Source organism: Antribacter soli, assembly GCF_021568775.1.
Classification (GTDB): domain Bacteria; phylum Actinomycetota; class Actinomycetes; order Actinomycetales; family Cellulomonadaceae; genus Antribacter; species Antribacter soli.
This window is the reverse complement of record NZ_JAKGSG010000059.1, coordinates 39,434-66,107: the sequence shown is the minus strand read 5'-3', so window position 1 is coordinate 66,107 and position 26,674 is coordinate 39,434. Positions and strand designations below refer to the sequence as shown.

Here is a 26,674-nt window from a genome sequence, read left to right as displayed (position 1 = left end):
AATGGGAGGCGTGACGCGACGCCGCGGAAGGAGCATCGCGAGGTGGTTCCTCGTGGTGCACACCGTGCTGCTGTTCGCCGGGGCGGTGGTGGTGTTCGCGCTGCTCGCCCTGGACGCGCGGGCGGCGGCGGTGAGCCACGCGGAGCAGGAGAGCACCCACCTGGCGGTCACGATCGCAGCGGATCCCCTGGTCACACAGGTCGTGGCGAGCGCCCACGCGGCGGCGGGCAGCGACCGGGACGGGTCGATCGCGGCGGCGTCGTCGGAGCTGCAGCCTTACGCGGAGCAGGTGATGGCCGCCACCGGACTCGACTACGTGACGGTGATGGACACCGACGGCACCCGGTACACCCACCGCAACCGGGAGCAGATCGGGCTCACGTTCATGGGCACCACCGCCCCCGCACTGCGCGGCGAGACGTTCACGGAGATCTACGCGGGCACGCTCGGCCCGTCGGTGCGGGCGGTGACGCCCGTGCTGTCCGACGGCGAGGTGGTCGGCCTGGTCTCCGCAGGAGTCACGCTCGAACGACTGCAGGACAGCATCGTGTCCCGCCTGGTGATCGTCGGGGTGGGGACGCTGCTCGCGTTCGGCGCCGGTGCCGTGGCGGCTGCCTTCCTGGCGCGGCGCCTCGACCGGGTCACGGGCAGCAAGGGCCCCGAAGAGCTGGCACGGCTGTTCGCCGCGCACGAGGCCGTGCTGCACTCCGTGGAGGAGGGGCTCGTGCTGGTGGCGGACGGCGAGGTGGTGCTCGCCAACGACGAGGCGCTGCGGCTGCTCGGGCTGTCCGACCTGACGGTGCCGTTCGCCGTCGGCGACGCACGCGTGCCGGACACCGTCGGCGACGTGCTGAGCGGCACCAACCTGGACGGGCTGGTGCGTGTGGGGGACAGGGTGCTCCTGGTGAGCCGCGGCGAGGCCGTCACGGGGGGCCGCGTCCTGGGTGAGACCGTGACGCTGCGGGACCGCACGGAGCTGCAGCGGATCACGGGGGAGCTGTCGTCGGTGCGCACCATCTCGGACGCGCTGCGCGCCCAGACCCACGAGTTCAGCAACCGCCTGCACACGATCGCCACCCTGATCGAGCTGGGCCGCGGCGACGAGGCCCTGAGCTTCGCGGCCGCGGAGCGCGACCTGGGGCAGCGGCTCACCGACCGGGTCGTGCACGCGATCGACGAGCCCGTCATCGCGGCGCTCGTCCTGGGCAAGACGGCGCAGGCGCGGGAACGCGCGGTGGAGATGCACTTCGAGACGCACCTGACGCCCGGCACGCACGGCCTGGAGCCGGCGGACGTCGTCACGATCCTGGGCAACCTCATCGACAACGCGATCGACGCCGCCGCCGGGCGTGCGCTCGAGGGCGCCGACGCCTGGGTGGAGGTCTACCTCGCGGAGGACGCCGGGTCGCTCGTCCTCCAGGTCTCCGACAGCGGGCCAGGTGTCGAGGACGCCGACGTCGACCGCATCTTCGACCGCGGCTGGAGCACCAAGGCCACCACCACCGACGTCCGCGGGTACGGACTGGCCCTGGTGCGGCAGGTCGTGGAGAGCCTGGGCGGCACCGTCGAGGTCACCCGCGGCCGGGGAGCGGTCTTCACGGTCACCCTCCCGAGGCCGGACCCGCTGCCCGACGGCGGCCCGGTCGCCGCTCCCGTCGTCGTGCCCAAGGCCGCGCGCACCCGGGCAGGTACCACCCGATGATCCGGGTCCTCGTGGTGGAGGACGACCAGCGCACCGCCGAGGCGCACGGCCAGTACGTGGGCATGGTCGAGGGGTTCGAGCTGGCGGGCATCGCGCACACCGCGGGCCAGGCCGCGCGGGCGCTGCGGGACGCCCACGCCGCGCGCGAGGAGGTGCACCTGCTCCTGCTGGACATGCACCTGCCCGACCGGCACGGGCTGGTGCTGTGCCGAGAGCTGCGCGCGGCCGGCCTGGTGGTGGACGTCATCGCCGTGACCGCCGCGCGCGAGCTGGAGGTCGTGCGCGGGGCCGTCGCCGTGGGCGTTGTGCAGTACCTCATCAAGCCGTTCGTGTTCAGCGTGTTCGCCGAGAAGCTCGGCGCCTACCGCACGTACTTCGAGCAGATGCGCTCGCCCGTGTCCGCGCTGTCGCAGCGCGAGGTGGACACGGCGTTCGCGGCCCTGCGCACCTCCAACGCGACGGGCCTGCCCAAGGGGCTGTCCGAGGAGACGCTGGATGCCGTGACGGCACTCCTGACCGGCCGCCCCGGCGGCCTGTCGGCCAGCGAGGTGGCCGACGAGCTGCACCTGGCGCGCGTCACCGCCCGCCGGTACCTGGAGTACCTCGCCGACCACGGCGTCGCGCGGCGCGCGCCCCGCTACGGCGCTCGCGGGCGCCCGGAGCTGGAGTACTCGCGGCTCTGACGAACCTGTCACAGGACTCGATCGCGCGGTGTCTTATGGCTGACCCCCAAAGGACAGAGGAGACACCATGACCGGCAACACCGACGTGGTCGTGATCGGCGGCGGATACTCCGGCGTCATGGCTGCCAATCGCCTGACGCAGCGCGACGACGTGACAGTGACGCTGATCAACCCGCGCCCGGCATTCGTCGAGCGGATCCGCCTGCACCAGCTGGTGAGCGGGTCCGACGACGCGGTCGTCGACTACCCGGAGATCCTCGCCGAGCGCGTCCGGCTGGTGGTGGACACCGTCACCCGGATCGACGCGTCCGGGCGCAGCGTGACCCTGGCATCCGGCGGAACGCTCGGCTACGACTACCTGGTCTACGCGGTGGGCAGCGGCAGCGCCGACCGGCGGGTGCCCGGGGCGGCCGAGTTCGCCTACCCGATCGCGAGCCTGGAGGAGGCGCAGCGGCTGCGGCCCCTCCTCGAGGCCGCTCCCGTCACGGCCGCGGTGACCGTCGTCGGAGCGGGTCCGAGCGGCATCGAGACCGCTGCCGAGCTCGCGGAGGGGGGCCGGGCCGTGACCCTGGTGTGCGGCGAGGTCCTCGGCCCGTACCTGCACCGGTCGGGCCGGCGCTCGGTCGCCAGGCGGCTGGCCGCGCTCGGCGTGACGGTGCTCGAAGGCCCCGACGCGACGGTCACGACGGTGACCCGGGACACCGTGCAGCTCGCCGACGGCCGCACGCTACCCAGCCATGTGACCATCTGGACCGCCGGCTTCGGCGTGCCGGACCTGGCCCGGCGCAACGGGCTGAGCACCGACGCCGTGGGGCGCCTGCTCACGGACGAGACGCTGACCAGCGTGGACGACGACCGCATCGTCGCGACCGGGGACGCGGCCGCGCCGTCGGACCTGCCGTACCGGATGAGCTGCCAGGGCGCCGTCCAGCTCGGCCCGCAGGCCGCCGGCACCGTGCTCAGCCGGATCGCGGGCGAGCACCCGGCGCCCGTCGACGTGGGGTTCTTCGGGCAGTGCATCAGCCTGGGTCGTCGCGCGGGCATCTTCCAGTTCGCCCACCGGGACGACGCCGCGAGGGGTCTCTACCTCGGTGGCCGCCCGGGCGCGAGCCTCAAGGAGCTCATCTGCAAGAGCATCGTCTGGCAGCTCGCGCACGAGGCCCGCCACCCCGGTGCGCACAACCTGTGGGCCAAGGACCCCCAGCGCCGGCAGCTGCTCCGGACCGAGCGCGGCGGCGCTCTGACCGCCCGCTGATCGGGCAGGCAGGATCATCACATGACCGACAGCCACACCGACCTCGCGACCGAGACCTTCGTCGCCTACCGCAACCTGCTCTTCACCGTCGCCTACGAGATGCTCGGTTCGGCGGCCGACGCCGAGGACGTGCTCCAGGAGACCTGGTTGCGGTGGGTCAAGGTCGACGGGGGAGAGGTGCGCGACCAGCGCGCCTACCTGGTCCGGATCACGACCCGGCTGGCGCTCAACCGGCTGCGCACCCTGAGCCGCCGCAAGGAGGCGTACGTCGGCCCCTGGCTGCCCGAGCCCCTGCTCACCACGCCGGACGTGGCCGAGGACGTCGAGCTCGCCGAGAGCGTGTCGATGGCGATGATGCTCGTCCTCGAGACCCTGTCACCGACCGAGCGCGCCGTCTTCGTGCTGCGCGAGGCCTTCGACCTCGGCTACGACGAGATCGCGGCGGCCGTCGACAAGAGCCCCGCGGCCGTCCGCCAGATCGCGCACCGCGCCCGTGGGCACGTCGATGCCCGACGTCCTCGCACTGTGGTCTCCCCGGGCGAGGCCCGGGCCGCGCTGGAGTCCTTCCGGCGGGCGTTCGAGACCGGGGACCTGCGGAGCCTCCTCGACGTGCTCGCCCCCGACGTCGTCCTCGTGGGCGACGGAGGCGGCGTCAAGAACGCCGCGCTGCGGCCGGTCGTCGGCGCCGAGAAGGTGATTCGCCTCTTCGTCGGCGGCGCCAGGAAGGCCGGCGGCACGCTCACCGCGGACGTCACCGAGATCAACGGCAACCCGGCCCTGGTCGTCCGCCTGAACGGCGAGCTCGACGGCATCCTGGCCGTCCGCGCCGAGAACGCCCGCATCACCGGCATCTACTACGTCCGCAACCCGGAGAAGCTGTCCCACGTCGGCTCCCAGACCGCGCTCACCCTGCGCTGATCACCTCGGCGGCGCGGGCCAGGTCGGCGCCGTCGCGCGGCGCGCGACGGCGCTCGCGGGCGCCCGGAGCTGGAGTACTCGCGGCTCTGATCGGCGTCGGGGTACGCGTGGAAGACGCTGGGCACCCTCGGCGGCGGGTGAGATGGCAGGATGCGCGGCGTGCGTATCGCGAAGCTCCAGCCTGGCCGCATCGACGCCCTCGCGCAGGTCGCGGCCGTCGCGTATGCCGACGACCCGATCTACCTGCACACCTATCCCGACGAGCGACGGCGGCGGGAGTACCACCTGAGGTCGACGCCAGCGTCCTTGCGGTCGGACTCTCCTGGCCGGGTAGTCCGGGTCGCCGAGGTCGACGGGGTCCCCGTCGGCTTCGCGATCTGGAGAGTCGACGGGGTAAGCGCCGCCCATCACGAGCGAGACCCGCGGCTCTTGCGCGCGATCGGTTGGGCCTTGCGCCGTCTGGGTCCTGATCGCGGCCGTCCTGCCCAGTTCTTCTTCGGCCTCGACGCGTCGCTCCCGGACGAACGCTGCTGGTTCCTCGGCGTGCTCGCCGTCCATCCCGACTGTCAACGTCGTGGGATCGGCAGAGCGCTCCTGCGCGACGGTCTCGCCGAGGCCGACGCCCAGGGTCAGGCAGTGCGCCTGCAGACCAGCACCCCCCAGAACGTCGCGTTCTACGAACGCTCCGGCTTTGCCGTCACCCAGGTGCACGACCCGCTGTACCCGGGGTCACCGCCCCTGTGGTCGATGCGGCGCGGGCCACGACCGGCTACGACGGGCCGGCAGGAAGCTCGAGCGGTGGCTGCCGATCTCGGCCGGTGACGCGTCGAGACAGCTCCGCCTCGTGTCCGCGCTCGTGTGCGACACGCAACGAGACCTCGGTAGGCGGGCCGCTGCGGCGCGATCCGGGCCCAGCGCATCACTTCTCGTCGAAGTACGCTCCATCCCCTGCGGCGGCTCAATGCCCTCCGGCGGCTGGGCTCGATCCCGCTCAGGCCCGGCGCAGCTCGATCCCGCTCAGGCCGGTGAGGCTCAGCCACAGGCGGTCGCCCGCGTCGACGACCGTGGCGAGCACGTGGTCGCACGTCGCACAGCGCGCCACGATCCCGGGCGCGTTCGTGTACACCATCGCCTCGGCGAGCTGCGCGACGGCCCCGCACCCCGTGCATCGTGCGGATGCGGGGGTCAGGTCGACCGAGAAGATGTCGGCGAGCGCGCCCGCGAGCACGTTGCCGTCCAGGTGGGTCATCAGGTGCCTCCGAATCGTTCGGTGCGGATGTCCGCGGCGGCGTGGCCGAGCGCGCGCAGCCAAGAGGCGACGGCTTCCACGAATCCGGTCGGACCGCACACGAACACCTGTGGCCGTCGTGCGGCCGGAATGGTGCGGGCTGCGAGCGTGTCCTTGGTGATCCGGCCGATGTCGCCCTGCCGGCCGTCCGGTGCCTCCCGGGTGTAGGCGAGGTCGAGGTCGAAGGCCGGTCCCACCAGGGCGGCGAGCTCGTCGGCGAAGAACACGTGCCGCGGGGTGCGGACGGAGTAGAGAAGCCGGAACGGCGCCGGGTCGGCCGCGGCGGCATGGGAGGCCGCCATGGCGTAGAGCGGAACGACGCCGGAGCCGCCGGCGATGAGCTGGACCGGCCGGTCGTCCCGGCTCGGCTGCCACACGAAGAATGCTCCGAGCGGGCCGTGCAGCTCGAGCTGGTCGCCGGGCCGCAGCTCCCGCACCAGGAACGGCGACACCTCGCCGTCAGGCACCTCGTCGACCGCGAGCACGACCCGGCTCGTCTCGCCGGAGGAGGCGATCGAGTACGAGCGCGTGGCCTGGTAGCCGTCTGGGGCGGTGAGCCGGACGTCGAGGTGCGCGCCGGCGTCGTTGCCCGGCCACGTGGGTACGTCCAGGACCAGGCGGGCCGCCGTGGGGGTCTCGGGTGCGAGCTCGGCGACGGTCGCTACATGCCAGGCAGGGCGCCGGCGGGCTGTGTCGGGCCGGGTCAGCGGGTCCGCGCTCACCAGTAACGCTCCTCCTTCCACGGGTCCCCGCGCAGGTGGTAGCCGTTCTGCTCCCAGAACCCTGGATCGTCGTCCGGCATCATGACCAGGCCCCGGACCCACTTCGCGCTCTTCCAGAAGTACAGGTGCGGGACGAGCAGCCGGGCCGGGCCGCCGTGCTCCGGGTCCAGCGGCTCGCCGTCGGCCTCGATCGCGATCCAGGCCCTGCCGTCGAGCAGGTCCTCCAGCGGCACGTTCGTCGTATAGCCGCCGTAGGAGTGGGCCATGACGTAGTCGTACTGCGACTCGACGTTCTCGAACAGCTTGTCGACGCTCACACCGCGCCATGGCATCTCGAGCTTGGACCAGTGCGTGACGCAGTGGATGTCGGCAGTGATGTCCTCGACGCCGAGCGCGAGGAGCTCGTCCCAGCTCCAGCGGTGGTCGGCGCCCGTCTCGTCGCGGATGACGAACTCCCACTCCGCGGTGTCGATGCGCGGGGTCGGGCCGGCGGAGAGCACCGGCCAGTCCTGGACGAGCGTCTGGCCGGGAGGCAGTCGCGGGTCGCGCTCCCGTGCGCGCCCGGAGAAGCCACGGGTGACGAACGACATGCGGATCCCTCTCCGTGGGCCGGCATCAGCTGGGCTCACACTACGGCCGACTGTGGTGCATGTCACTCCGCTGCCGATCGGGCGAGGTCCTGGGCCCGGCGCATCACTTCTCGTCGAAGTACTCGGCGATGGCCGCGGCCTCCTCCTCGACTGTTGCCGCGTCGACGAGGTCGCCGGCTTCGTCGGTGAGGAGCGTCGCCCAGGAGTCGAGCACCTCCTGGGCCGCGCCGCTCTCGAAGAGCGACGCCTGCAGCTCGGTCGTGGCCTGCTCGTAGAGCTCGTTCAGCTCGGCGTTCGTCGTGAACCGCTCGACGAGGATGTTGGAGCCTCCGCCGGCGCCCCCGAAGCCCCCGCCGTCCGCGCCGGCGGGCATGTCGGCGCCGCCCTCTGGTCGCTCCATCCCCTGCGGCGGCTCCATGCCGTCCGGCGGCTGGGCGCCGTCGCCGCCGACCTGACCGGCCGGTCCGCCGCCGGCCCGGCCACCGCCGTCCTGGCCACCCTGCGGCGAGGCGCCGAAGGCGAGGTTGTGGTCCCAGGCCACGACCGTGAAGCTGCCCGACGCCCCGTCGTAGCGCAGGTAAGAGTTGTTTCCGGGGCCGTCGATGTCGTCGAAGTTGTCGATCAGGTCCTCGAAGGCGAGGTACGTGGCGAAGGCCTCCACATCGAGCCGGTCGGCGAGCTGGTCGGCGAACTCCGCGTCGCTGGACTCGTTGACGAACTGCAGGAAGTCGATGAGCGGGCTGAGGTCCTCGTCGTCCTTGTCGGTCTCCTGGTCGAAGACCTCCGCGTAGTCCTCCGGGTCTTCGCCTCGGTAGGAGTAGTCACCGCCGGACTCCGCCTTGTAGAGCACCCCTTCGGTGTCGAAGCGCTCCTCGTCCCAGTCGTCGTCGAGGTTCTGCACGACGAGCCGAAGCTCCTCCTCGGCACCGTTGACCGAGAAGCCGGTGGCCACGGCGTGCTCGCCGGCCAGGCCGGCCTCCTCGAGCAGTGCGAGGGCGACGGACTCGTTCAGCGCGGTCTCGGTGCTGTTCGACCGGACCACGAACTCCGTCCAGCCGTCGAGCGCCTGGCCGTCGACGTTCTTGTCGAGATCGATCAGCCAGGGCAGGTCGGTTGGCGCCGCGCTGGTGTCCACCGAACGCAGGGAGGAGTTCCCCTTCAGCCGCAGACCGACGTTCTGGAAGGTCTCACCGTCGATGGTGACGGTCCCGGAGATCCATTCCTTGTCGCCCGACTCCTGATAGGTCTCGAGCATGGCGGTGTAGGCGTCGTCGTCGATCTCGACCGCGACGGAGTGCACCACCGAGTCGTCATAGACGTCCGCAGAGGAGTCCGCTCCGCCGTCGGTCACCGTGGTCACGCCGGGGTCGGCCTGGACCGTGCATCCGGTGACGACCACCGACGCCACGGAGGCACCGGCGATTCCCTGGGCGGCCCGCCGCCTCAGTCGGCTCAGCGGGTTGCTCGGCGGGCTGCTCGGCGGGCGCTGGCCGGGCGTGGTCAGACGGTGGCTCATGGGTGCGGATCTCCTTCGGGCGGGGGAGACCATCGTCGAGAGACCACGTCACAAGACCCTTGAACCAGGCTGTGAGCCGGCTACGAGGCCGGCTCGGGGAAGGGGCGACTTCCGCTCAGCCTCAGGTGGGCTCTGCGTACAGCAGGCGTTCCTCGTGCGCGAACCCGTTGCGGGCGTACATGGCCACGGAGCCAGGTGAGGTGTGGACGGTGACGTGCTCGGCGCCGTGCTGGACCGCAGTGTCGAGCACGGCGCGGACGAGCCTGCCTCCGATGCCGTTGCCGCGGTGCTCGGGCATGACGTAGCAGGACTGCAGGTCACCCGAGAGGCGGTGGATGGCGCCGACCTTCGGCACCCGCGGGGCGAGCGCGAGCCAGGCCATGCCCACGACCGCCCCGGCCAGGACCGCGACGTGCGGCACGTGCGTGTCCCGGTGCTCGCGCGCCCACGCGGCGGCGGCCGGGACGTAGTCGGCCTCGTCGCCCGCCGCGGCGGCGCCTTCGCGCTCGGCCGTCCATCGCCAGCGCAGCCGGACGACCTCCTCCAGCTCCTCGTCGCGCGCGACCCGTACCTCGACCTGTCCGTCGGTGCCTTCGACCATGGCCGAAGCGTAGGTCTCGCACGGCGTGACCCGTTCACCGGACCCACCTGGGCGCGCGATGGCGACCACCGCCGGGTGGCGGTTGACTGGAACACACGGACGACCAGTCCCGGGCCGCCCGGTCATCCGAGCACAAGGAGGTGCGCCATGGGACAGGCACGCGAGTTGATGGACCGCGGCACCCGGGCGGGGATCGCAGGAGACCTCGACACGTTACGCGAGATCTACGACCCGGACGTCGAGGTCACGACGCCGGACGCAGGGACACTGCGGGGCGTCGAGGCGTTCATCGAGTGGAACCGCGGCTTCATCGACGCGTTCTCCGAGCGCGAATACCGCCTCGAGCGATCGCTCGACACCGAAGACAGCGCCATCGACCAGGGCGTGTTCATCGGAACCCACACCGAGCCGCTGGCGCTCCCCGACGGGACGAGCATTCCACCGACCGGCAAGCAGATCCAAGTCCGGGCCGTCGACATCGCCACGGTCTCCGATGGAAAGATCGTCCGTCACGACTTCTACTTCGACCAGCTCGAGATGCTGACCCAGCTCGGTCTGAGTCAGGGCGGCGCGCCGACCACGTAGCGGTGCTCGTGCGCCGGTCAAGCGGCGGGTGTGTGGGGCCGGGCGAGCCAACGGCTCGCCCGCCCCACACCGTGCGGTCACACCCTCGTTCAGATCCCGGTGAACGCGTCCTTGTGCGCGACCAGCCATTCCTTGAAGGACTGGAGCGACGGATTGAGCCGGCGCACCTCGTCGAGGTCACGCCTGCCCGTGAACTCGTCGGCGAACTCCGCGTAGTACTGGAACATGTTCCCGAGCTCGTCGGCGGCGGGGAATCCGGCCGCACGGAGCCCCTCGAACGGGACCGCGACGTAGCGGACCGGCTGGCCCAGCACCTCGGAGAAGGTCGCGGCGATCTCGGCGCCGGTGAGGTGCTCGCCCGCGATGCTCACCGTCTCGCCGACGAGCTCCTTGCCCCGCTTGAAGGCGCCGAGCGCGGTGCGGCCGATGTCCTCGGCGGCGATGCCGGCCAGCTTGCTGTCTGCCATCGCCATCGCGAGGACCAGGCTGCCGTCCTCCTGTCGCTGCGGCGTGAAGTAGGCCAGGAAGCTCTCCCAGAAGAAGGTGGTCTGGAGGAAGGTCGTCGGGACCCCGGCCTCGGTGAACAGGGCGTTGGCCTCGCCCTTGACGTCGAAGTGCGGGACCTTGTACTGCCCCATGAGGGTGGGCATGCGGTCGTCGTCGAGCGGGACGCTCTCGCGGGTGTCCTCCAGCGTGGACCAGATCGCGTGCTCGACACCCGCGGTCTTGGTGGCCTGGGCCAGGTTGCGGGCCTGCGCGTACTCGCGCTCGGGCGAGCCGTGCTCCCAGAAGTTGGTGACGAGGTACGCGCCGTAGGCGCCCTCGAAGGCCTTGGCCACGCTGGCCTCGTCGTCGAGGTCGGCCTGAACCACGTCGGCGCCGAGCCGGGCGAGGTCCTGGGCCTTGTCGGAGTCCGGGTTGCGGGTGAGCGCGCGGACCGAGAACTCGGATTCCGGGTCGGCGAGGATCGAGCGGGCGAGCCCGCCGCCCTGCTGACCGGTCGCGCCGACCACTGCGATGATCTTCTGCTCTGCCATGTCTTCCCTCTCTGGATGTCGCGTCGTGCCTGCAGGTAGACTATTTGCTGACGCACGCAAATATCTGCTCGCTTGGCAGAACCGCAGGTTGTCACCTGAAATTCCCGCACGACCGCTTCAGTAGGGTGGGCCGCATGAGCAACCACGAGGCGCCGTTGACGCCTCAGGAGGAGGCGGTCTGGCGCGCGCTCGCACCCTTGCTGGCGAGGCTGCCCAAGGCGCTCGACAACGACCTGCGGACGGGCGCGCGTCTGAACGTGGCCGAGTACGCCGTGCTGATGAACCTCTCCGAGGCACCCGACCGGCAGCTGCGGATGAGCGAGCTGGCCGGCCGGGTGGCTATGTCGGCCAGCCGGATCAGCCGGATCGTCGACGCGTTCGCAGAGCAGGGTCTGGTGACCAAGGCGCGGGTGGACGACGACGCGCGCGGGAACCTCGCCAGGCTGACCGAGGCCGGTTTGGAACGCCTGAAGGAGGCTTACCCGACGCACCTGGCGAGCGTCCGGCGCCGCGTTGTCGACCACTTTGCAGGGCTCGATCTTCGCGAGCTGGCGGCCGCCTTCGAGTCGATGTGCGACTCGCTGAGGGACTGAGCTGTACCGGGCGGGGGGGGGGGGGGCCGCCGGGCCCCCCCCCCCCCCCCCCGAGGACAGCGGGGCGGCCGGGGGGGCCCGCGCCGCGCGGGGGGGGGGGGGGCGGGGGGGGGGGGGGGGGCGCGGCGCCCCCCCCCCCCCCCCCCCCCCCCCGCCCGTTCGTCAGCGGGCGCTCCGTGCGGTCACGGCGTCCAGTGCTGGTTGGTGCCGCCGTTGCAGGTGTACTGCTTGAGCCGGATGCTGTTCGCCGTCGACGAGCCGGGCACGTCGAGGCACTTGCCCGAGTGGCGGGCGACGAGCTCGACGTATCCGCCGGTCACGCTGCGCAGCTGCCACTGCTGGTTCGTGCCGGTGCCGCAGGTGTACTGGATGATCGCCGCGCCGTCGACCGTCGAGGCGCTGTTGACATCGAGGCACTTGCCGGAGGACTGCGACACGATCTGGTGGTAGCCGTTGCCGAGGTTCTGGAGGCTCCACTGCTGGTTGGACCCGCCGCTGCAGGTGTACTGGATGATCTCGGCTCCGTTCGCGGTCGAGCCGGCGACGACGTCGACGCACTTGCCCGAGTTCCGGTTGACGATGTCGGTCACCCCGCCGGACCCGTTGCCGGCGTTGGGGTCGACGTTGTCGCCCCAGGCCCACCGAAGGCGGTTCGCCCCGGAGTTGCTGCGGATGGTCACCGAGAGGTTCGTGCCGCTGCCGCTCTTCATGTACATCGAGTACCCGTCGTAGCCGATGTCGCCGGGCTTGCCGCCGATCGCGGGCCAGTAGGTGCCGCCCATGCCGGTGTCGCGCATGACCTGCGTGACGGCGCGGATGTGGCGGACGAAGTTGTTGGTGCTGTTGGCGTCGCCGTAGTTCAGGTTGGCGTTCATCGCGCCTCCGAACTCCGTCACGACGGCGCGGGAGGCGCAGCTGCCGAGGCGGGTGTTGATGTGGCTGCGCCAGCCGTCGTACGTGTTCTCGCCGTAGAAGAAGGCGTAGTGGTGGAAGGACAGGAGCGTCCCGTTGAAGCGGCTGTCGTTGCACACGTCCCGCAGGTCGGCGCTGTAGCCGACGCCTCCGATCAAGACGCGGGCCGGAACCGCCGAGTAGTGGTAGTCGAGCCAGGCCGCCGCGATGTCCCGCCACTCGGTGGAGCTGTAGCCGTGGGGCTCGTTCATCGGCTCGAAGTACACCAGGGAGTTGGAGCCGTACTGGTAGGTCACGGTGGACCACATCGAGTTGAACGCCGACATGTTGGTGATCCGGCCGCCGGAGGCAGCGCCGTCCTCCCAGTAGGCGAGGATGACCTTCCAGCCCCGGGCGGTGGCGGCGTCGATCACGCCACGGTAGTTGGCCCACCAGGCGGTGCCGACGGTGTGGGTGTTGATCGGCAGGCGGACGGTGTTGATGCCGAGGGTCGACTCCATGTCGTCGAACACGGCGTTGGCCTTGGCCTGGACGGTGGCGTAGCTGTCGGAGCTGCTCAACCCCTCGATGACGAGCGGGCCGGTGCTGAAGTTGTCGCCCAGCACCGCCCAGTTCATGCCGCGGAACTGGCTGGTGGCCGCCGTCGCCGGCGTGGCGAGGGCCACGGCGGTCACCGGCAGCAGGAGCAGGGCGGCCAGCATGCTGACGACGATCTGGTGGAGGGGCCGCCTGGAGGGCGGGTGGGGTGTGTTCACGGCGTGGTCCTATCTCGTGCCTCGTTGCACATGTCCGGACTTGAGTTCACGACGACGTTGGGTGTCGGATGTTAACGTCAACATCGGGGCAAGTTTCACATCTCGGCAGGGTGTGGTCAAGGATTGGCCGGACCACGGGAACCTCACACCGAGGAAGTGCTTCGCTCGAGGGCATGGTCGACGGCGACGCCGTGGAGCGCATTTCGGCGCCGTGCCCGGCGACACCCCCCCGGGTCTACGCCTGCCGCATCTCGGTGATCGCCAGCGCGGAGTCCCACGCGAGCCGGCTCTTCGCCTCGCCGCGCCCGGTGCGCACACGGTAGGACGCCCAGCGGGCGTACGAGCCGTCAGCGCGCCGGGCGAGCACGGGCACCGCGCGCACCCGCACTCCCTCGCGGGGGATCTCCTCGCCCGGGAAGGTGAGCGGTGTCGGCCGCAGAGTGACGCCGGCCGCGAGCAAGGGCTCGCCGTCGCGCAGCATCGCGCCCTTCCGCAGCACGACCTGACCGGCGCGCGACGCGATCGGCACCAGCGGGATCCAGCTCGCGGGCACCCGGGACTGCAGGCGGTAGACGCGCTCCTCGGGGCTGAGGCCCGCGGGCCACGGGTCGGGCGGCGGCTGCAGCTCGGCCGACCGTTCACGCGGGTCGCCGCTGCGGCCCTGCACGGTCTGCTCGATCGCCCATGCCATGTTCGCCTGTTCGTCGCGGAGGAAGAGCACCTCCTCGAGCGGGGCGCCGCTGACCGTGCCGGCCGCGGTGGGCGGCAGCAGGACGCCCTGGAGCGCGCCGCCCCCGGAGGCCGCGACCTTGAACATGGTGAAGCGGGGGTCGTCGAGCTCGCCGACCTCGACCGTCTCGCCGAAGTCGTCTGTCAGCTCGACGCTCCCGATGCGGTTCAGGCCGCCGAGGAGCGCGTCGACCGGCACGACGAGCCAGTCGTCGCCCGACGACATCGCGAACTCCGCCAGGGCGAGCTTCGCGAGGTCGTGCGGTTGCGCCTCGATCGCGCCGAGGTCGACGGCGCCGTCCTCGAGCTGCCAGTAGCGGTCGGCGGGCATGCCCGGGTAGCGCAGCGGGGTCGCGAGCACCGTCGCGGTCGACTCGACCGGCGTGCCATCGGGCGCGCCCCCCGGAGACCCGACGACGGCGTCGGGCACCCACTCCAGGTCGCTCCACCGCACCTCGGCCGAGCCGAACTGTGTGCCTCGCGTGACGACCGCCTCGCCGCCCTCGCCGAACCGCAGCGCGAACCGGTACTCGAGCCGCTCCGTCGACCACGCCCCGCCCGAGTCGGGCGCGCCGAACAGCCACGCCAGCCACTCCTGCAGCACGAGCCGCACCGCGCCTGCATCGTCGGCGCCGGCGAGCCAGTCCGGCTCCGCAGGCGCGAGACCCACGAGTTCCTCGGCGATCGCGACGCCGTCGGCTACCTGCCCCGCGAGCAGCGACAGGAGGCGGGGCGCCTGAGGATCGAGTCTCGCCTCGGGAGCGTCCGGTTCCGGGTCGAGCGCGAGCGGGTGCCTCGTCAGGAGCGCCGCGACGACGTCGTCGGCGCCGGCGTCCTCGAGCAGGTCCGCGAGCTGGCGGCCCGCCTCGGCGCGCTGGCGCAGGCCGCGCTCGAACGCGAGGGCCGGCACGTCCTGCACGAGCTCCTCGAGCACCGAGCCCGCGCGCCACGGTCGCCACAGCGCGCCCTGAGGGGAACCGACGGTCGTGTCGTCGAGCGGTGCCCACGCCGTCAGCGGCAGTGCCGACGACCGCACCCGCACGCTCACGACCGAGCCCGCATCCTCGCCGATGAGCTCGCCCACCTGCCACTGACGGCCGAGCATCCAGGCAGGGTCGGCGATGCGCGCCTCGGTGCCGGGCCTCGGATCGCCCGTGGTCGAGTCCGGCTCCAGCCGGACCATCGCCGGCGGGTCGACGATCTGCAGCTTCCCGGCGAGGCTCGCGAGCTCGACGCTGTCGATGGAGCTCGCGACGAGCTTGATCGGATCGGCCATCAGTCCACCTCCGAGAGGAACGGCGCCAGCTGGGGATCCCATGCGACGGCGGCGAGCTCTTCGAACCCGAAGCCCTTCCTGGCCTGCAGCCACGGGCTCGCGACGTAGATCGCGGGCAGCACCGCCGCGTCGCCCGGCACATGCTCGAGCGTCACGAGCCGCGCCTTGGCGAGGTCGACAGCGTCGAGCACCGTCTGGACGACCGAGTCGGTCGTCCAGCGCCGGCCGTCGGGCGAGATCGCCGAGAGCAGGACCTGCGGCGCGCGCGCCGACGCCTGCCGGGCGCTGACGGCGAGTCCGGTCGCGGACCGCGCCGCGCGCAGCGCCGTCTCGGGTGCCCGAGGGTCGAACGCCTTCACGTCGGGCTGGAACGGGAGCGCCTCGACCCATGCCTCGATCGCGAGGCCCGCGAGCGGCCCGGCGACGTCGTCGGGGTCGGGCGGCAGCTCGACCACAAGGTGCGTGGCCGTCGAGTCTGGCCACGGCACCTCGTCGGCGAGGGCGCCCGCGAGCCAGCGGTCGGTGCCCGGCGCCGGCCCGGTCTCCGTACGCTCCGTGAGCTGTACGGCCGCGAGGTCGACGCGCCGACCGAGCGCCCCGCCGACGAGCTGCGCCTCGGCGAGGGCGGCCATGCCGTCGAGGACGGTCGCGTGGTCGCGCGCGAACGCGTGCAGGCGCGCCCGGCCCGGCGCCGTGAACGCCGGGTCGGTGACCGCCTGCGCGAACGCGTCGGGCTCGCCGGTCGCCGCCGCGGGCGGGCTGAGCAGCGGCAGCAGGCGGAAGCCGTCGCCGAGCACCGCCTCGGCCGCCGACTGGGCGGCGTCGCAGAGCTCCTCGGGACCGGGCGGCTCGGCGCCGACGGGCCGCGGCGCCCGGACGCCGTCGAGTGCGGCGCGCGCCTGCCGGAGCCGCGACGCCGCGGCCTGCCGGGCACCCCACGCCCACGCGACGTTGCCGACGAGGTCGGGGTCCGTAGGCGGCACGGTAGGCACGCCGAACGCCGCCAGCGGCCGCACGGCCTCGACGATCGCGGGCGCGTCGGCGGGTTCCACGGCGAGCGTGGCCGGATCGAGCGCGGCGATCACGCCGGCGCCCGAGTCGAGGGCGTCCTGGAACGCGCCGAGCAGCCGGTCGACACGCTCGAGCAGCTCGTCGGTGTCGACGGCGCGCTGTGCAGGCGCACCGACGCGCACGAGCGCCGACGGCCCGAGGCGGGTCGAGCGGGCGATCACCGTGCGCAGCGACTGCGCGAGCGCGACCACGTGCCAGAGCGGCTGCTGTCCGGCAGGCCACCCGTCACCGCGCTCGGCGGCGAGCGGGGCGTCGCCGAGCGCCGGCATCGCCGCACGGATCATCCGCTCGACGGCCGTCGGGTCGTCGGCGTAGACGAGGTCGAGTGCGGCCAGGCCGGAGGCATCCAGCGTGTGCCGTGTGCCACCGGCCTCGGCGACGACGACGTCGGCCGGGTCGCCGAGCCGCCGTGCGGCCCAGGCCTCGAGCCGCGGGTCGGCGAGCGCGCGCGGGCGCGTGGCCGACCACCCGGTCGCCCCCTGCGGCAGGACGGCGATCGCGGCCTGGGAGAGCTGCCGGCTCGGTGCACGGACGCTGAGCACGTCGAGCTGCGGGTCGACGCTCGCGCCGCTGCCCATGGCGTCCAGGGCGGCCGATGCCCGCGCCGCGTTGCCCGAGGCGTACTGCACGACCGACTCCGCGAGCAGCGCGTCGGAGAGCGCGTCGAGGGTCTCGGAGGCCGCCGTCAGCGCAGCCACGACCAGGGCCCACTCGTCGTCGCCGACGGCAGGCCAGGTCTCGAGGAACACGCTCTTCGGCCGGGCGGCGAGCCTTGCGCGGAGCGGCGGCTGCGGCCCCGAGAGCGACGCGACCGGGAACTGGCGCAGCAGCGACACGCCGTCCACGACGTCGGCGACCGCGGCGCGCGCCTGCGCCCGCTCGGCGTCGGTGTCGACCGCCGCGAGCTCGTTGCCCAGCTCGTCGGTCGCCATCGGCGCGAGCTCGCGAAGCGTGAGCTGGAACCGCGCGGCCTGCGTGCCCGCCAGCCCGCGCTCGATCTGGTAGCCGAGGAGCGCACCGATCGGCTGGCCGCCGTGCACGCCCTCGAGCACGCGCCGCAGGTCGGCGCCGCGCCGGCTGGTGAGATCGATCGCGAACGGGTGGGCGCCGTCCTTCGCGCCGATGTTCGACCGGTGCGCGCTCGCGAGCACGCCCGCCGCGACGGCGTGGGCGGTGCTCGGCGCGTGGATCCAGCCCTCGGGCTCCCCGCGCTCGGCCGTCAGGCGCAGGTCCTCCACGTACCCGAACGCGCCGAGGGTGAGGCCGGTGGGGTTCGCCACGGCGAGGGTCGCCCGGCGTGATGAGGCGAGCGCCGTCGCCCAGGCGTCGGCCCGGTGCGAGGCGACGTCGAGGGCGTGCGCGACCGCGGTCCGGCGTTCGCCGATCGGCGCGGCGGCGAGCGCGACCATGGCCGCGCGCACCTCGGCGCGCACACCGAGCCAGTCCAGCAGGCCGGAGATCGCGTGCGAGCCGATCCAGCTCGCGTGCGCGTCGTCGCCGAGGTCGAGGGCGACCTGCGCGAGCGACGTGCGTGCCTCCGCGACCGGCTCGATCGCCGCGATCGACAGCTGCTCGGCGGGCTGGCCATCGACGTGCACCACGGCGCGGACCGACTCGGCGGCCGCGAAGAACCGCGCCGAGACCGCGCCGGCGTCGCGGCCGCCGCCATCGACCTCGCCTCCCGGGCGGTCAAGGCCCGCGCGGACGAGCTGCACGACGTCGGGTGGGAGCTCGAGCCGCTCGAGCAGCGGCGAGACGAACTCGTCGGGCGCGACCCGTAGCCGCACGCGCTTCACGTCGTCCCAGGCGAGGTCGAGCAGGGCCTGAAGCACGCTGTCGACCTGCGGCGTGCGGTCGGCGAGGATCTCCGTCACGACGGAGGCGTCGCGCTCCGACACGAACGGCAGGTTGATCGTGCGGGTCTGGTCGTGCAGCGACGCGGGCAGCACGAGCCGGGCCGCGTCGGCCGAGTACTGCGCGAGCACGGCTCGCTTCAGCAGCACCTCGGCGTCGACCGAGGCCCCCGCGCCGGTCGCCGCGGCGAAGAGCGTGAGGTCCGGCCCGTCGACCGCGGGCCGCGCCCGCACACCGACGGCCTCGGGGCTCGTGCCGAGCAGGTCGAGGAGGGCCTCGTCGGTCACCGAGTCGCCGGGTCGCACGCGTGGGAGCGCCGCCGCCCGGTCGGTCCAGCGGCGGAGGGTGCGCCGGATCACCGCCACGAGCGAGGCGGTCGTCTCCCCGTCGCGCGGGCTCCATGCGTCGAGGTCGGCAACCGGCAGCACGCCGTACGGCTGAGCGCCCACGCGGATCGCGGGCGCCGGGCCTGCGCCCCGCACGTGGTCGCGGTGCAGGCGCCGCGCCGACTCGATCGTCGCGGGAGTGACGCCCGGCACCTCGGCGTCGTCCAGCCGCTGCAGCACGGGCTCCCAGGTCGCGAACCACAGCGCGGTGTTCGCCGAGCGCTCAGCGGCGTCGAGGCCCGATCGCGGGGCGGCCGGATCGAGGAGGTGCTCGATCGCGACCGGGTCGAGCCCGAGCACGGCCGCGAGGGCGCTGACGTCGGCGCCCGGCTGCGGGGCGTCGATCGGCGGCTCGCCCGGGGTGTCCGACGCGCGGTACGGCGACCGATCGGCGTCGGCGTTGTTGGTCGGTGTACCTGGGGCGAGCAGGCCGAAGCCGTCGCTGAACCGGTGGCTCAGCAGCAGGTCGGCGAGCTCGGCCGCGTTCTCGTCCTCGGAGGCGCTGCCGCGCACGCCGACGACGACGAGCCGGTCGACGACCTGCGTGCCGACCGGAAGCGTGAGCTCGACACCGAGCCCGACGGCCTTAGCCGCCTCGAAGTCGGCGATCCACTCCGAGCCCGCCGGCAGGGTGAGACCCTCCGCCGCGTTCGCGACGTCGTCGAGGTTCGAGAGAGCGACGGGGGAGATGGGGATGTCCCGCGCCAACGTCTCGCCGCGCGCCGTGACCGGCGCCGACCCTCGCGGGAACGCGCGCACGACGAACCTGTCCGGCAGGCAGCGGGCGACCGTGCCGCGCGTGACCTCCTCCGGGGTCTCGGCGAACACCGGTGCGCTGCCGGCGGCGCCGCGCTCGGCGAGGTTCCCGGGTGTGGTGGCCTGCGCGACCCAGCCGGCTCGCCGGGCGCCGACCGCGGCGACGAGGTCGCCCCACGCGGCGGGGTCGGCCTCGTCGTCCCACCGTCGGGTCCAGTAGGTGCGGCCCGCGGCCGTCTCGTCCGGCGTGACCGCGCGCAGCAGCGCGTCGACGTGGACCTCGTCGGGCGTGATCCGCACGCGCAGCGTCGACGTGCCCGGCTTGAGCTTCGTCTCGACGCGCACCGGCAGCAGCACGAGCGGCACCTCGGGTGCCGCGTCGCACGGGTCGACCCGGTCCCGCAGCGCATCGATGACGGTGGCGATGCCGAGGTCGACGCGGCCGAGCTCGGCGAACGGCAGCCGCCCGCCCGAGGCGATGAGCGTGCGCCGTTCCTCGGCGAGCCGAGCGACCTCGGCTCGTGCGGCGGCGAGCTCCGCGGGGATCTCGAGGGGCATGTCTACTCTCCCGTCACGACGAGGTCGGTCGCCTCGAAGGCGACCCGCGTCGGGTGGTGCAGCCGGTCGAGCGCGAAGGCGGCGCCGTCCGGCTTCGTGCTGCGCAGGTGGTCGGGCGAGCTCGGCGCCGCCTGCTCGCCGCCGGGCAGCTCGAAGCGCGTCGCGCTCGGGTGCTCGGCGATGACGATCCACCAGCCAGGCCCGTCGAGCTCCTCGACCGACAGGTCGACGCCGACGAGCGCGATGTCGGGCTCGAGGTGCTCGGCGAACAGCACGGTCGCCGTCTGCTGCGGGCTGCCGGGCGCCTCGAACACGGGATCCTCGGGCGTGCCCTGGTTGCGGATTGCCTGGATCACGAGGTCGGGGAACCGGCGCACGAGCTCGCTGCGCACGACGATCACCGCGCGGCCGAGCCGGTCGTCGCCGTCGTCGGGTGCGGCCACCCCACCGACCGCGACGTGCCGGCCGAGGCGGGTGCGCGAGAACGCGTGGATGGGCGTCAGCACCTCGTCGTGCTGGGGGCTCCAGAACCGGTGGAAGTACGTGCCGCGGCGGTCGGTGGGGTAGCCGCGCCAGAGCAGCTCGCGCCCGAACTCGTCGCTGAGGCCGACGAGGAACGCCTCCATGAACTCGTCGTTCGTGGAGAGGACCGTCACGAAGTCGGAGTCGGGCAGGAGTCCCAGGCCCGGCACCAGCCAGTCGCGGTCGTAGTCGTCGAGCGCGCGGTACATGGGCCGGTCGAACCGTGGGGCCGCCATGACGGGCGCGATGAACGGCTTCAGCCGCCACCGCTCGGCGAGCCGGCCGGAGAACCGCAGCCGCCCGTCGAGCGACTGCCGCACGGTGACGCGCGGATCGAGCGCGGCAGTCAGCTGCGCCGAGGTGACGCTCAGCCGGTCGCGGTGTGGCACCGGCGCGATCTGGAGCAGCCCGCCCGGGTCGACGAGCACGGTCATCGCCTCGCGGATCTCGGCGAGCTGGATGCCGCCGATGGACTCGACCACCGGCGCGAGCTTGCGATCGGCCTGCGCGCCCAGCGTGCCGAGCGCCTCGGTGCGCTCCCGGCCCTGCGCCTGCCCGATCCTCGTCAGCTCGCCGACGTCGATGCGCGTGCCCTGGCGGGCGAGGCGGTCGCGCCGGACGTCGATGCGGTCGATGCCGTCGGGGCGGGCCCGGCCCGGCCGCACCGGGCCACCGCCTGGCGGCAGGACCGGCCCACCGCCCGGCCGCACCGGGCCGCCGCCCGGCCGCACCGGGCCACCACCTGGCGGCAGGACCGGCCCGAGCCGGTCGATCAGCCCGTCGTTGATCCGCACCGCTGCTTCCTGCAGCTCCGTGCCGATGCGGGTGCCCGACGCCGGCTTCGCGAGCCCGAGCCCGGCGATCACCGGCCCGAGCCGCTCGGCGCGCACCGCCTCGAGCGCGGGGATCGTCGACCGTCGCAGCAGTCGTTTGCCCCAGCGCTCGGTGAACACGCGACCTGGTTCGAACGTCGTGTCGATCGCGCCCCAGCGCTCGGGACGGGTGAGGTGGCTCGCGAGCCCGCCGAGCACGAGCTTCGACGTCGCCGTCTCGAGCTGCGCGAGTACGGTCTCCGGCGCGAGGTCGAGTGCCTCCGCGATCACCGCGCGGTCGAACGTGCGCAGCACCTCGGCCGAGATCGCGGCCACGCCCTCGGGGTTGGCGTAGACGCGCGTGAAGTCGCGCAGCCCTGAGTCGTCCGCCACGAGTCGGCCCGCGCGCTGCCGGGTTCCGACGTCCGCCCGCCGCGCGAGCGGCCCGCCCGGCCGCGTGACACGCCGGAACGCGCCGAGCTTCACGGTCGACGGCGTCGCGCTGCGGTCGACGGCGGCCGAGAGCGTCGTGCCGGCGGTGAGCGTGACGCGCGAAGAGAGCGGGGCGACGACCTGCACGAGGCGGTCGATCGCGAGCGCGTCGAGGCGCGCGTGCAGCCGCGAAGCGAGCAGCTCGGCGAGCTGCGCGAGCGCGATCGCGCGGTTCGCGGCCTCGACCTCGCCGAGCTGCGCCCACGCCGACTGCATGAGCGGCTCCTGGTCCTTCTGCACGACGCGCGTGCCGACGCCCGCGACGATGCGCGAGACCGGCCGCAGGTTGAGCTCGGCGAACCAGTCCTCGTCCTCGTCGCCCGTCACGGACGCCACGCCGCGGTGCAGCTTCGCGTAGATGCGGGGGCCCACGATCGGCAGGTCGGGGATCTCCGGGGCCTCTCCGTCGCCCCCCGCCGCGCGCTCGATGACGCCGGCGCGGTCGAGCTCCTGCCGCAGGTCCTTGGTGAGCGCGTCCGGCCACGTCGCCGTCTCGGCAACGGCCTGCTCCGGCGAGCGTGGTGGCGTCGGCGAGAACAGTGCGCACCGGAGCACCTGCTTGCCGCCGGGCTCGCCGGCCTCGAGCGCACGCAGTGGCTTGCCGGGGATCGACGCGTCGATGAACCGCCGGCCGACCTCGTACGGCGCGACGACGCCCCGCAGCCGTAGCGCGAGCTCCTTGAAGTCGCCGTCGGGCCCGGTCGAGAACTCCCACCGGTCGAACGCGGGCAGACGCACCGGGTCGTCGGAGCCAGGCCCCCACGCGGGGTCGAGGGTGCCGCCCGTCAGCCCGAGCCCGCCGCGCACGCCTGCGTCGGTCGTGGGCACGAGCGCGGCGACGTACGTGGTGCTGTCGCGCAGCACGCGCGGCGAGACGATGCGCGACAGGTTGACGGGCGCGTGCGCGGGGGAGAGGCGCACCTCGAGCGGCTTGTCGGCGGCGACGTTGCGCGACGCCTGCGCGTGCGCCCACAGGTGCGACTGGGCGAGGTCGGGCAGCTCGTCGAGCGGCGCGTGCAGCACCGGCAAGGACCCGCCCGGCGGGATCGCCTCCCACTCGACGAGCTCGCGCGGCACGACGACGAGCGCGAGCCACGGCCGCACGGGCGCCCCGGCGGCGGGTGCGGGGCTGAAGGCCCACGGCACCTCTGGGCGGTCGAACTCGATGTGCGCGAGGACGGTCTCCTCGGCGGTAGCAGTGCCCGGCGTGGGGTACCGGCGGATCACCTGCGCGCCGTCGAGCGCGCGCACGTCGCCGGGGCCGAACAGCGTGACCGTGAGCGACGCGGTCTCGCTGCCGCCGTCGCTGTCGGCGAGCGGGACCGTGATCGTCGAGGTGGAACGGATCGCCCCGGCTGCCGGCGGCAGGGCCGCCGCTCCGAGCCCGCCGAGCGCGGACGCCACGAACTGCAGCCGCTCGAGCGCCACCTCGCTCTCGACGTACTCCTCGTCGGGCGAGAGGTCGAGCCTCCACGCGTCGCGCACGACCTTCGTGCCGGTGACCGTGGCGGCGAGCGGCGCCACGACGCTCTTCGCGACGGCGTCGATGTCGGCCATGTCAGCTCCTCACCGTGAGTCGGGTGGTCGGGATGCCGGCCGCCGCGACGGCGTCGGCGACGAGCGCCGCCTCGCTGGAGCTCAGCGCTCCGAACGCCGCGAGCGCGCCCGCCCCCGAGACCACCGAGGCGGACGAGAGCACGTCGGCGGCGCTCACCGCGTCGGCGACCAGGGATGCCCCGTGCGGCGCGACCTTCACCGGGTCGTCGGGCGGTGTGACGGGCAGGTACGGGTTACCGCGCCGCTCGAAGGCGCGACCCGCGACCGACGTGCCTGCGAACGCCGTCGAGACGGCCTCGAAGGCGCCGAGGAACTCGGTGAGGACGAGCCGGTCCGCGGGGTTGCGGACGTACGTGTGGTAGACGACGTCAGCGTCGACGGAGGCCCCCGCCTTCGGCGTCGTGGCCGCGGCCATCCGGCAACCGCCGAGGAGGTCCTCGAAGCCCGAGCGGGCAAGCAGCTGCTCGCCCTCGAGGTCGAAGTAGTGGCCGGGCGCGAACGCGGTGCGCGCCTCGCTGACGGCGGCGAGCTGGCCGGCCGACGTCGTCGGGTCGCCGATCGTGACCATGGCGGCCTTGACGGGGGACTCGCCGATGTGGCTGATCTTGACGCCGAGCGGCACCACGGACTGAACGACCTCCAGCGCGGCGAGCGGGTGTGCCATCCGGCCCGGCACGTCCTCGACCTCGGCGAGGGTCACGAGCTGCGCGGCGTGGTCGGGCAGCTCGATCTTCCAGGCGTCGTCCTCGCGCATCGCCTCGGCCGCGAGCACGAGGGCGTCGACCTTCGGTGCGATGGGCCGGGGCTTCTCGCCCCACTCGATCGGCCCGAGGTCCTCGTCGAACGTGGGCAGGAACCAGACGTCGATGCGGACGTGGCCCTGGAGCCGGTAGGGGGTGGTCCCCTCGAGCGCGCCCTTGAACTGCACCGACGCGAAGGAGCAACCGAAGACCTCGATCTCGACGCCCACGTCGATCGAGACCTTGAACAGGAACCGCGGCGACCAGACGAAGATCATGTCGAGCTGCAGCCACGCGTGCGCGCTCGCGATCGCGAAGTCGGCCCACAGGTCGCCGCGCACGCCGAGCTGCACGCTGCCGGCGGTGAGCGCGAAGTACGCCTTGATCTGGATCTTCAGCACCTTGACCGGCGAGATGTCGATGGTGATGCGCTCAAGGTCCTTCAGCCGCGGCTTCTGGCCGGTGAGCTTGTCGTACTCGGGGTGGTAGCCGCCGATCGAGAGCTCGAACGCGCCGCCCCCGGTCCAGCCGATGTAGAGGCCGAGGTCGCCCGAGATCTTGATCTCGCCGATCTTCGAGTCTCGCATCCGCGCGTACAGCTCGAGGTGGTCCTCGGTGACGGCGACGTACACGTCGGCGCGGATGTCGGTGATCGGCTTCTCCTTGGTCGGCACCCGCACGCGGAGCGACCCCAGGACGACGAACATGAAGTCGGGCAGCGCGAGCACCACCCCGACCTTGATCTCGACGAACTTGGCCTGCGAGCCCCAGCCGAGCTCGGCGATGGGTCCGAAGACGAACGCGCCCTCGCGCGGGGGGAAGACGTGCGCGACCTTGTCGAGCAGCTGCGGCGCCTCGGCGACTGGGTCGTCGGGGAACAGCATCTTGTCGATGACGTGCGTCTTCATGCCCTCGCGCAGCGCCTCGAGGTCGATGCCCCGGTCGAGGGCGATGATGCCGCCGACGCCGTTCAGGGTGAAGCCGAAGCTCAGCTCGATCGGCGTCGGGAAGCGCACGCCCATGACGAGCACGAGCGAGAACGGGTCGGGGGACAGTACGACGATCGCGTACACGCCGACCTTGAGGATCTCGAGCTGAACGACTCCGCCGAACTCGACGCGCTTGAGCTTCGTGCCGTCGGGGGCGGTGTACTCGCGCTCCACCCGCTGGATGAACCCGCCACCCGTGACCGGGCCGGCCTTGATCCGCAGGCCGACCTGGTCTGGCCAGCGGGGCGTGACCGGCAGGTCGGCGAACATCACATGGTGGTCGGCGACGCCGTTCATGTCGACGATGAACCCGGAGCCGACGACCTGCATGCCGACCGCGTCGCCGAGCTTCGCCGCGATCGACGTGGTCAGCTCGACGCCGGTGGCCTCACGCTCGGGGTTGCGCAGGATCCCGAGGGCGACCTCACGGAGCTCGACGCCGGGGAACGAGAACCGCACCGGCAGCACGGCGCGCTCGTTGCCGCGGCCGTCGCCGAGGTAGAACCCCTGCGCCGTGTCGAGCGAGACGGCCGTGTGGCTGGTCGTCTTCGGGTCCGACGAGCCCGGCATGACCTTCTTGAGCAACGGGTCGTTCGTGATGCCCGGCTCGAGCAGCGTGCGCAGCCGGACGCCGAGGATCGCGACGTCGCCGCGGAACCACTTGCCGTTCCGTTCGATCAGCTCCGGCTTCTCGGTCTCGATCGGGTTGGCGACCTCCCGGTCGCTGAACTGGAGGAACGCCTCGAACTTCACCTGGTCGAGCTTCATCGCCCCGAGGTTCGCGGTCGGCAGGTCGTCGAGCAGCGCCACGAGTATGAACTGCCCACCGGTGCGGTCGAGCGTGAGGACCTCGCCGAGCTTGCCGACGAGGTCGTCGACGCCGAGCACGCTCGAGCCGAAGGCGTTCAGCAGGTTCCCCGCGCCTTCGCCGAGGTCCTTCCACGGCTGCGCCCACGGATTCCAGAGGTCCATGAGCCCGTCACGGACGGCCGCGTCGACCGTGCCGTCCGCCTTCTTCGCGACTTCTTCGGCGATGATCGTGTACGCCTGGTCCATCGCCGCGAGCGCGGTGCCGATGCGCACCGCCACGCGACCGGCGACGTCAACGTTGAAATCGTCGTCCTGCAGGTCGGTGATCGACTGCTCGACGTTCGTCTTGATCGTCTTGGTCTGGTTCTCGATGCGCTTCGCGATCGCCTGGACGATCGGTTTGGCCGCCTCGATGTCAGCCTTCAGCTGGTCGAACCGGTCCTTGATCTCGCCCGCGGAGAAGCTCGTCACCAGCGACTCGAGGAAAGACCCCGTGTCCTTGAACGTGGTGCCGGAGAGCTCGCCGAGGCGCGAGTTCCCGAACGCCTCGATTCCCCTGATGAATCCGGTGCCGATATCGGTCATGGATCGCCCGCCGCCCTTGAGTTCCGCCGTTGGCGCGTCCGCGCGCCGCCGCCACCCTTCGGTGCGGTTTTGCTGCGAGCTCGCCCTCGTCATTCGCCGTGCGCCCAGAACGGGCAGACTCGCGCGACCATTGCGCGGATTCCGCAAGTTCCTGGCGTCGCCCCCCGGCAGGCGGCAAGTCCAAAGTTAGGCCCACTGTGTTCGGCGGGCGAGTCGGTGGCTCTTGTCGATGGTCCACTGCCACGATCCCGGTGTTCCAGTCCCTCGCCCAGGCGCGCGATCAATGGGGTGCGGAGAGCGCGACGGCGATCTGGGACTCCTTCATCGTGAAGGTCGCGCTGGGTGGACCTCGTCCGCCTCCGACCTGCGCGACCTGTCCG

18 protein-coding genes are annotated in these 26,674 nt (G+C 72.7%); 7 read left to right on the top strand and 11 right to left on the bottom strand.

All coding sequences use genetic code 11. The annotated features are described in order from the left end of the window. The first annotated feature begins 10 nt into the window (after positions 1-10). From L1785_RS20730 to L1785_RS20710, 5 genes are all read left to right on the top strand, one after another. Positions 11-1,702, top strand: coding sequence for a sensor histidine kinase (locus tag L1785_RS20730; protein WP_236091208.1), 1,692 nt, complete (start codon positions 11-13; stop codon positions 1,700-1,702). Beyond that, a complete protein-coding gene (locus L1785_RS20725) occupies positions 1,699-2,385 on the top strand; it encodes a response regulator (protein ID WP_236091207.1) in 687 nt (228 codons plus the stop codon). Before L1785_RS20730 ends, L1785_RS20725 begins: the two co-directional genes overlap by 4 nt. Before the next feature lie 67 nt (positions 2,386-2,452). After that, complete coding sequence (locus tag L1785_RS20720; RefSeq protein ID WP_236091206.1) at positions 2,453-3,640, top strand: NAD(P)/FAD-dependent oxidoreductase; 1,188 nt, start codon at positions 2,453-2,455, stop codon at positions 3,638-3,640. 21 nt (positions 3,641-3,661) lie between these two features. Continuing rightward, positions 3,662-4,558, top strand: a complete 897-nt coding sequence (locus L1785_RS20715; protein WP_236091205.1) for an RNA polymerase sigma-70 factor — start codon at positions 3,662-3,664, stop codon at positions 4,556-4,558. Between the two features lie 159 nt (positions 4,559-4,717). Further along, positions 4,718-5,380 carry a GNAT family N-acetyltransferase gene (locus L1785_RS20710; protein WP_236091204.1) on the top strand — a complete coding sequence of 221 codons (663 nt, stop codon included), beginning with the start codon at positions 4,718-4,720 and terminating at the stop codon, positions 5,378-5,380. 169 nt (positions 5,381-5,549) lie between these two features. Here L1785_RS20710 and L1785_RS20705 read toward each other — a convergent pair whose 3' ends face one another. The 5 genes from L1785_RS20705 to L1785_RS20685 form a co-directional block, all read right to left on the bottom strand. Further along, positions 5,550-5,807 (bottom strand): DUF6510 family protein, encoded by a 258-nt coding sequence (locus tag L1785_RS20705; protein WP_236091203.1) that lies wholly within the window; start codon positions 5,805-5,807, stop codon positions 5,550-5,552. Beyond that, positions 5,807-6,568 carry an FAD-binding oxidoreductase gene (locus L1785_RS20700; RefSeq protein WP_236091202.1) on the bottom strand — a complete coding sequence of 254 codons (762 nt, stop codon included), beginning with the start codon at positions 6,566-6,568 and terminating at the stop codon, positions 5,807-5,809. Before L1785_RS20700 ends, L1785_RS20705 begins: the two co-directional genes overlap by 1 nt. Then, positions 6,565-7,158 (bottom strand): molybdopterin-dependent oxidoreductase, encoded by a 594-nt coding sequence (locus L1785_RS20695; RefSeq protein ID WP_236091201.1) that lies wholly within the window; start codon positions 7,156-7,158, stop codon positions 6,565-6,567. The genes L1785_RS20700 and L1785_RS20695 overlap by 4 nt, the downstream gene beginning before the upstream one ends. A gap of 103 nt (positions 7,159-7,261) precedes the next feature. Further along, positions 7,262-8,674, bottom strand: coding sequence for a CotH kinase family protein (locus tag L1785_RS20690; RefSeq protein ID WP_236091200.1), 1,413 nt, complete (start codon positions 8,672-8,674; stop codon positions 7,262-7,264). A gap of 121 nt (positions 8,675-8,795) precedes the next feature. Further along, positions 8,796-9,275 (bottom strand): GNAT family N-acetyltransferase, encoded by a 480-nt coding sequence (locus tag L1785_RS20685; RefSeq protein WP_236091199.1) that lies wholly within the window; start codon positions 9,273-9,275, stop codon positions 8,796-8,798. A 147-nt stretch (positions 9,276-9,422) separates the two neighbouring features. Between L1785_RS20685 and L1785_RS20680 the strand changes: the two genes are divergently transcribed. Further along, positions 9,423-9,860: an ester cyclase gene (locus L1785_RS20680; RefSeq protein WP_236091198.1), complete on the top strand. Its 438-nt coding sequence runs from the start codon at positions 9,423-9,425 to the stop codon at positions 9,858-9,860. An 89-nt stretch (positions 9,861-9,949) separates the two neighbouring features. On the opposite strand, the gene L1785_RS20675 is transcribed toward L1785_RS20680, so the two are convergent. After that, complete coding sequence (locus tag L1785_RS20675) at positions 9,950-10,897, bottom strand: NmrA/HSCARG family protein (protein WP_236091197.1); 948 nt, start codon at positions 10,895-10,897, stop codon at positions 9,950-9,952. A 134-nt stretch (positions 10,898-11,031) separates the two neighbouring features. On the opposite strand from L1785_RS20675, the gene L1785_RS20670 reads away from it, so the two are divergent. Beyond that, positions 11,032-11,490, top strand: coding sequence for a MarR family winged helix-turn-helix transcriptional regulator (locus tag L1785_RS20670; protein WP_236091196.1), 459 nt, complete (start codon positions 11,032-11,034; stop codon positions 11,488-11,490). A 182-nt stretch (positions 11,491-11,672) separates the two neighbouring features. Here the strand turns inward: L1785_RS20670 and L1785_RS20665 are convergent, their stop codons facing one another. The 5 genes from L1785_RS20665 to L1785_RS20645 form a co-directional block, all read right to left on the bottom strand. Then, positions 11,673-13,157: an RICIN domain-containing protein gene (locus L1785_RS20665; RefSeq protein ID WP_236091195.1), complete on the bottom strand. Its 1,485-nt coding sequence runs from the start codon at positions 13,155-13,157 to the stop codon at positions 11,673-11,675. 235 nt (positions 13,158-13,392) lie between these two features. Beyond that, complete coding sequence (locus L1785_RS20660) at positions 13,393-15,162, bottom strand: hypothetical protein (protein WP_236091194.1); 1,770 nt, start codon at positions 15,160-15,162, stop codon at positions 13,393-13,395. Continuing rightward, positions 15,162-19,787, bottom strand: a complete 4,626-nt coding sequence (locus L1785_RS20655; protein WP_236091193.1) for a hypothetical protein — start codon at positions 19,785-19,787, stop codon at positions 15,162-15,164. The genes L1785_RS20660 and L1785_RS20655 overlap by 1 nt, the downstream gene beginning before the upstream one ends. Before the next feature lie 2 nt (positions 19,788-19,789). Beyond that, positions 19,790-23,170, bottom strand: coding sequence for a hypothetical protein (locus tag L1785_RS20650; RefSeq protein WP_236091192.1), 3,381 nt, complete (start codon positions 23,168-23,170; stop codon positions 19,790-19,792). 1 nt (position 23,171) lies between these two features. After that, positions 23,172-26,294 carry a DUF6603 domain-containing protein gene (locus L1785_RS20645; protein ID WP_236091191.1) on the bottom strand — a complete coding sequence of 1,041 codons (3,123 nt, stop codon included), beginning with the start codon at positions 26,292-26,294 and terminating at the stop codon, positions 23,172-23,174. Positions 26,295-26,674: the final 380 nt, after the last annotated feature.